We start from the raw sequence: 6,464 nt of genomic DNA on the forward strand, positions 1-6,464 counted from the left end.
TAAAATAATTTTCTATAATTTATAAATTCATTGGCTATTTTTAATAAATGAATTTATTAAAATGATTTATAAATTATGTCTAATTTATTTATTATTATTTTCAAAATGGTGAAATAATGGAAATTAATGGTGTAGAAATTAAAGATACTTACGCAGAAGGATTCGGAATTAAAGTAACTAGAATTTTAGTAACTGCAGCTACTCCTAAATTAGCAAAAATTGCAGCAACTGAAGCAACTGGTTACGGTACTTCTGTAATTGGATGTCCTGCAGAAGCAGGTATTGACTGTTTTGTACCAGCTAAATGTACTCCTGACGGAAGACCTGGTTACGCAATTATGATTTGTCAAGGTGGTAAAAAAGCACTCGATCATGAATTAATGGAAAGAATCGGTATGTGTATTTTAACCGCTCCTACTGCAGCAGCATTTAACTTACTCGATGCAGAAGACACCTTAAACACTGGTGCTAAACTCAAATTCTTCGGTGACGGTTTCGAAAAAGAATGTTGCATTGACGGCAGAAAAGTACACTCTATCCCAATTATGTCTGGTGACTTCTTAGTAGAATCTGAATTCGGATACAAAGATGGTGTAGCTGGAGGAAACTTCTTCATTTTAGCAAAAGACCAAATGACTGGTGTAAAAGCAGCTTTAATGGCTGTAGATGCTATTAAAAATGTACCTGGCACTATCACTCCATTCCCTGGCGGTATGGTTGCATCCGGTTCCAAAGTAGGATCCAACAAATACGCAAAATTCTTAAACGCATCCACTAATGAAAAAATGTGTGTAACTTTAAAAGATGAAGTTGACTCTGACATTAGAGCAGATGCTGATGGTGTATTTGAAATCGTTATTGATGGTGTAGATGAAGAATCTGTAAAAGCAGCTATGAAAGCAGGTATTTTAGCCGCTTGTACTGTTGATGGTGTACTTGAAATTAGTGCAGGTAACTTCGACGGTAAATTAGGTGCTTATATAATGAAATTACAAGACTTATTCTAAGTCTGTTTTTTCTTTTTTTCTTTTTTTCTTTTTGTTTTTATTTTAGTTTTTAGTCTATTTTTTTAGTTTTTATTCTATTTTTTTAGTTTTTATTCTATTTTTTTAGTTTTTATTCTATTTCTTTTAGTTTTTATTCTATTTTTTTATATATTTTAAGTTTCTTTTTATTAGGTTTTTAGTTGTTTTTGTTGTTTATTTTGCTTGTTGTTCTGGTTTTGTTTATTTTTTAGTTTTCATTTAATTTTGTTCTTTATATTTTTTAGTAAATTCATTTATTTCTTCAAATTCAAGATTTATTCCCAATACAATCCCTTCTCTTTTTAACTCTTCAATAGCCTTTTTTAAATGTTTTCTGTCTGGTCCTGATAACCAGTGTGAATGGACTCCATTAACCGTATTGTAAATATTTTCCAATGATTCTTTAACAGCAGAATCTTCATTGATTCTTTTAAAGAATTTCTCTTCCTCTTCAATGTCCATTACTCCTATTTTTCTGGAAACAGGCATTTTTAATCCGTGGAAATGGTATTCAATGTCTTCAATGTGACAATTGTATTTTCTAATAATGTTCATTTCCCTTTCAATCATGTCGACATCATGTCTTTCTGTTATGTGGACAAGATTAGGCTTTGCAGCTGCAAAATACATCTCACTTCCGCCGCTTGCTTCAGGTGAAATGATTTTATCTGCTCCTGCACGTTCAAATCTTTTAATGTTTTCTTTTTTACTTGCTCTGCAGATTATATGTGCATCATTATACATTTCTCTAGTTGTAAGAACGATATATAAATTATCTACATCATTTCCAGTTGCAATTATAACTCCAAGGGATTTTTCAATGTTTAATTTTTTAAGGGTCTTGTCTTCGGTAGCATCTGCATTCAATACTATGACTCCATCATCTTCTTCTATATCCTCTGTTTTCCTTTCATCATTGTCAACAATTATCACTTTCTGATTTCTCTTTTTTATTTCTTCAAAGACTGCAGATCCCACTCTGCCGTATCCGCATAATACATAATGATTTTCTATATCTGATAGTTTTCTTTCCATAATTCTATCGCTCCTTAAATCATGTAAATTCTCTGTAACTGAGCTTATTATCACTGTTAAAATGTATGCAATGATTCCTAATCCTGAAATTGCCAAACTAACAGTAAATAGTTTTTGCAATGGAGTTAGGGGGATGATGTCTCCATATCCAACTGTAGCTATTGTGATGAATGTGTAATAGATTGAATCAAATATGTTCAGATGCATTATATAGATTGATCCAATAATTCCATAACTTATTATGAAAATTATTATGAGGCTTCCGTATATGTTTGCCTTATCCTCTCTTATATAATTAAGTAGCATTTCCAGGGTTTTCATTTAAAGTACCTCATAATTTTTTTTATATTTTTTAAAATGATTTTTTTTAATTTATTTTATTAATTATTTTATTTTAAAAAATTTATCAAATTTTTTTTTAAAATTGTATTCAATTGTAAAAAAGTCTTTACTTATTTTAATTTATTAAATTATTATTTTTTAAGTGTTTTGTTTAGATTTTTTTAAATTTTTCATATTTTTTTAATTTTTATCCTATTTTTTTAAAATAATTTTTCTTTATATTTAATTATTAGTAAGTTTATATTATATATTAAGAAAATTTTTTATATTTTTTAATTTTATTTTTAGTGAATTTTACTTGTTTATTTATTATTTATTATTTTTATTAATTATTCATTATTTTTATTAATTATTCATTATTTTTATTAATTATTTATTGTTCTTTAAAAAGTTATTTTAATGATTTAAATCGGTGGAAATATGGATCCAATTGATATGATGGTTGCAGATTATAATTGTGAGTATTTAGGTCTTTCAAGGCTTTGTTTAATGGAGAATGCAGGTAAATCAATTTCAGATGAAGTGGCTACCCTTTCCACTTTTAAGTTTTCAAGACCTGTTAAGATACTGATCTTTACAGGTTCCGGCGGAAACGGCGGAGATGGTTTTGTAGCTGCAAGGCATTTGTTAAACCGTGGTTTTGAAGTTGGAGTCTATTCATTGTACGCTCCAAATGAAATTAAATCTGCAGATGCATTGGCTAATTTAAAAATCCTTATGAATCTTGAGCCAAGAATATCCAGACTGTCCATTAGTTTCATTAAGGATTCTGCCGATTTGGAAAAGATTAGGATAAATGAGTCTAATGATGAATTCATTATTCTTGATTGTTTGCTTGGAACCGGAATTAAGGGAAAACTTAGGGAAAAGCTTAGAAAAACAGTTGAACTTATAAATTCCACAAATGGTCTCAAAGTGGGGATTGATGCTCCATCCGGTCTTGACCCATTAACTGGTGAAATTGCAGACATTGCTGTTGATGCTGATTATACTCTTTGTTTCCATAAGATAAAAACTGGAATAAAGCTTGCAGATGAATCTGAAGTAGGAGGAATCATCACCTGTGACATTGGAATTCCTTTGGAGGCAGAACTCTTTGTTGAAGGTGGAGATTTGCTTAGATTGAAAAACAACAAGGATTTCATGAGAAAAAAAGACTCTCATAAGGGAAATAATGGAAATATTCTCATAGTTGGAGGAAGTTTGGATTATTATGGTGCTCCTGCAATTTCTGCAAAGGCCGCCATTGCCTGTGGAGTGGATTTGACTTATATTTACACTCCAAAACCTGCAGCTTTGGCTATAAAATCCTTGTCTGAAGATTTTATTGTAAAGGAATCCTGTGGAGATTACTTGTCACTTGATGATTTGGATAATATTCTTGAATTGGCAAGCGCTGTTGATGCAGTTTTATTAGGTCCTGGTGCAAGTCAAAATGAGGAAACATCCAAACTCCTTAACGTTTTGGCTATGAAATTGGATAAGCCACTAGTTTTGGATGCTGATGCATTAAAACTTGTTGACTATTCCTTGATTAATAAAAAGGATGATTTGGTGATATGTCCTCATTACTTTGAATTTAAGTCTTTCTTTAAAAATCAAATTCCTGATGATTTAGCTAGGGATTTGGATAAGATAGTTGATTTGAAGGATTATTCTAACTTTAAAAAACTAAATGAAAAAATAGATGCATTGTATGAAATTACACGTAGCATTGAAGGTTCAGTTATTTTAAAAGGGGAATATGATTTTATTTTCAATAAAAACAAGGTTAAAATCAATAGGTCTGGAAATCCTGGAATGACTGCTGGAGGAACTGGGGATGCATTGGCAGGTATTGTGCTGGCTTTATTGGCTCAAGGTGCAGACTCATGGACTTCTGCTCTTTTAGCTCCTTATATCAATGGAAAAGCAGGTGATTTGGCTTATGAATCTTTAGGATATGGGTTCGGAGCAGAGGACTTGACTCGTTATATTGGAGAGTTTTTAGCCGATTTATTTGATTAAAGTTTCTTAATTTTATTTAATTATTTAATTTATTTAATTATTTAATTTTATTTAATTATTTAATTTTATTTTATTTTCATATTATTTTATTTTATTTAATTTTTATTTAATTTAATGTTATTTTCATATTAATTTAGGTTATTTCCATATTAATTTAGGTTATTTTCATATTATTTTATTTTATTTAATTTTTATTTATTTTCATATTATTTTCATATTATTTTCATATTATTTTCATCAATGAATATTTTTCAGGTGATTTTATTTCAGAATTTGTAAAGGCAATTTTTAAAAATAGGGCTAATAGGTTTATTGCTGAAGTTGAAGTGGATGGAAAACTTGAAAGGGCTCATTTGCCTAATACAGGTAGATGTAAAGAGCTTTTAATTGATGGTGCAGTTGTTTATCTACTTAAAAGTGATAATCCTAATAGGAAAACAAAGTATTCTCTTTATTTTGTAGAGAATAATGGGGCTCTTGTTGCCATGTATTCCCAACAGGCAAGTAAGATTGTTGTGGAAGCTATTTTAAATAATAAAATATCAGAACTTTCAGGATATGATATTGTAGAATCTGAAAAGACAATAGGCAATTCCCGTATTGACATTTATCTTGCAAATGTTGAAGCTGCTGATTCAAATATTAAATACATTAAAAACCATTCAGAGTCCTCTAAAATGGATTGCATTAATGAATGCTATGTGGAAGTAAAGTCTGTAACTTTAATAAAAGATGGCATTGCTCAATTTCCGGATGCTCCTACTGAAAGGGGCAGAAAACATTTGGAAGAATTGATTTCTCTTAAAAAACAGGGAATACGTGCAGTTGTATTTTTTTTAATAGAACATCCTAATGGAAATAGCTTTAGGCCAAATTGGGAAAATGATCCTGAATTTTCACGAACTTTAAAAAGAGCTTATGATGAGGGTGTGGAAATTTTGGTCTATAAGACTGAAAATACCTTGGAAAAAATAGAATTGGTAGCTAATGCTTTGGAATTTACTTTGGAAAAATAGTAATTTGATTTTTAAATACGTATTGATATTATTTTTTTGTCTTTTTAGTCTTTTTAGTCTTTTTAGTCTTTTTAGTCTTTTTAGTTTTACTTAATTAGTTTTTTTTTAGTTTTTTAAATTTTTAGCTATTTAAACCATTTTTATTTTTGCAATGCTTGTTTTCTTCTCTTTTTTATTTTCAAAAATTAAAAATGTCTAGTTTTCTTTCAATTTTTTTTATTTTTTTTTAAAATTATTTTGATAAAATGTAAATTTTTCTTTAATTTTTACAATTTTTTGAAATTTATTCACTTCTTTTAAATGTCTTGTTTTTTTAAAAAAATATCAACTAAACATTAATTTTGACTATAAAAATTATTAATTTGGTTTTGTCTAAAAATAGAGTAAATCAAGAAAAATTAGATAAAATAGATTAAAAAGAGCGAGAATAATATGCAAAGGTTTAATTTTTAAAAAAAACATATGTAAAGGGGGTGATATGTAATTGAGTACATATTATTCTCTATAATTACCTTTCATTTTTATTTGAAATGCGCGGTAATCTTCATTTTAACCACATCCGCTCCAATTAATATTAAATTTATGTAAAGCCATTCGGCGTAGAGCCAGCTGTATAACCGATATAACACATACAGCTGAAAGGGTATTCCGATATCCTCCACCCGCCTGAAGCTTATATTGACTAAAGTGTCATGCTGGTGATCCACGTCCCACATTCAACATACTTATGACCGTCTCATAACCGGCTGTGGGAGAAGCTTCAACCGAAAATCAAGCATTGATCGGCGAGTCACTCTCGGACATCGAAATATTCAGTTGTGTGATCTCTATTTCCATGGGACTCGCTTCCTTTCCGGTTAGATTTACATTGCGCCTGACATTCGGCAATGCATTTTCAGCGATGCTTTGACCTTGCTGACTGGATCTGATGTAAGGTAGTCCGACAAATGCTATCTTTCTGAAAACCTTGGGAAAGATAACCGCCGTTCATCAACGACCCTGCAAGCTCTTTGCTGTTTTTCTGTTTTATCTTTCCTTG

Annotated in this window: 4 protein-coding genes; 3 read left to right on the plus strand and 1 reads right to left on the minus strand. The window is 29.9% G+C overall.

Annotation, left to right across the window (positions count from 1 at the left end; all coding sequences use genetic code 11):
* Positions 1-116 precede the first annotated feature (116 nt).
* The gene (gene fhcD / locus Q0138_RS04285; RefSeq protein WP_297981419.1) at positions 117-1,007 is read left to right on the plus strand and encodes a formylmethanofuran--tetrahydromethanopterin N-formyltransferase; all 891 of its coding nucleotides are present in this window, start codon (positions 117-119) and stop codon (positions 1,005-1,007) included.
* A gap of 237 nt (positions 1,008-1,244) precedes the next feature.
* On the opposite strand, the gene Q0138_RS04290 is transcribed toward fhcD, so the two are convergent.
* Positions 1,245-2,381: an NAD-binding protein gene (locus Q0138_RS04290; protein ID WP_297981422.1), complete on the minus strand. Its 1,137-nt coding sequence runs from the start codon at positions 2,379-2,381 to the stop codon at positions 1,245-1,247.
* A 441-nt stretch (positions 2,382-2,822) separates the two neighbouring features.
* On the opposite strand from Q0138_RS04290, the gene Q0138_RS04295 reads away from it, so the two are divergent.
* The gene (locus Q0138_RS04295) at positions 2,823-4,409 is read left to right on the plus strand and encodes an NAD(P)H-hydrate dehydratase (RefSeq protein ID WP_297981425.1); all 1,587 of its coding nucleotides are present in this window, start codon (positions 2,823-2,825) and stop codon (positions 4,407-4,409) included.
* 263 nt (positions 4,410-4,672) lie between these two features.
* Positions 4,673-5,425 carry a DNA/RNA nuclease SfsA gene (locus Q0138_RS04300; protein ID WP_297981428.1) on the plus strand — a complete coding sequence of 251 codons (753 nt, stop codon included), beginning with the start codon at positions 4,673-4,675 and terminating at the stop codon, positions 5,423-5,425.
* Positions 5,426-6,464 lie beyond the last annotated feature (1,039 nt).

It is taken from the genome of uncultured Methanobrevibacter sp., assembly GCF_937906425.1.
Taxonomy (GTDB): domain Archaea; phylum Methanobacteriota; class Methanobacteria; order Methanobacteriales; family Methanobacteriaceae; genus Methanobrevibacter.

Bases quoted from the DNA above. Each gene is read 5' to 3' on its own strand.
- Q0138_RS04290 (WP_297981422.1), bottom strand. From the start codon at position 2,381: ATGAAAACCCTGGAAATGCTACTTAATTATATAAGAGAGGATAAGGCA.
- fhcD (WP_297981419.1), top strand. From the start codon at position 117: ATGGAAATTAATGGTGTAGAAATTAAAGATACTTACGCAGAAGGATTC.
- Q0138_RS04295 (WP_297981425.1), top strand. From the start codon at position 2,823: ATGGATCCAATTGATATGATGGTTGCAGATTATAATTGTGAGTATTTA.